Source organism: Ensifer sp. ENS10, assembly GCF_014852025.1.
Lineage (GTDB): Bacteria > Pseudomonadota > Alphaproteobacteria > Rhizobiales > Rhizobiaceae > Ensifer.
The window spans coordinates 1-523 of record NZ_JACVAS010000042.1; the positions used below are offsets into that span (position 1 = coordinate 1).

At 59.5% G+C, this 523-nt stretch carries 1 protein-coding gene; it reads left to right on the forward strand.

Translation table 11 applies throughout. The annotated features are described in order from the left end of the window. Positions 1-523 (forward strand): ISNCY family transposase (locus IB265_RS36285; RefSeq protein WP_192496232.1); only part of this gene is annotated, 523 nt, incomplete at both ends.

The window sequence follows — 523 nt, forward strand, 5'->3', positions numbered from 1 at the left end:
CGGACGACGGCCTCTGGCTGTCGCGCAAGCAGCGGCGGACGTTTCATCAGCCACGCTTGCGACGCGAGGCCTATGGCGAGCTGGTGCAGATCGACGGGTCGGAGCATCGTTGGTTTGAGGATCGCGGGCCGCCGTGCTCGCTACTGGTGTTCGTCGATGATGCGACGGGCAGGTTGATGCAGTTGCGGTTTGTGCGCTCGGAAAGCGCCTTCACCTACTTTGAAGCGCTGGCGCTTTACCTTGAGCATCATGGGGCACCTGTCGCCTTTTATTCCGACAAGCATTCGGTGTTTCGGGTGGCGAAGAAGGATGCCAGGGGTGGCCAGGGCATGACGCAGTTCGGGCGTGCACTCTCAGAGCTAAACATCGAGATTCTTTGCGCAAACTCCAGTCAGGCCAAAGGTCGCGTCGAGCGGATGAACCGGACGCTGCAAGATCGCCTGGTCAAGGAATTACGGCTGGCGGGTATCGACGACATGGAGGCTGGCAATAGGTTTTTGCCGGGCTTCATAGAGCACTACAA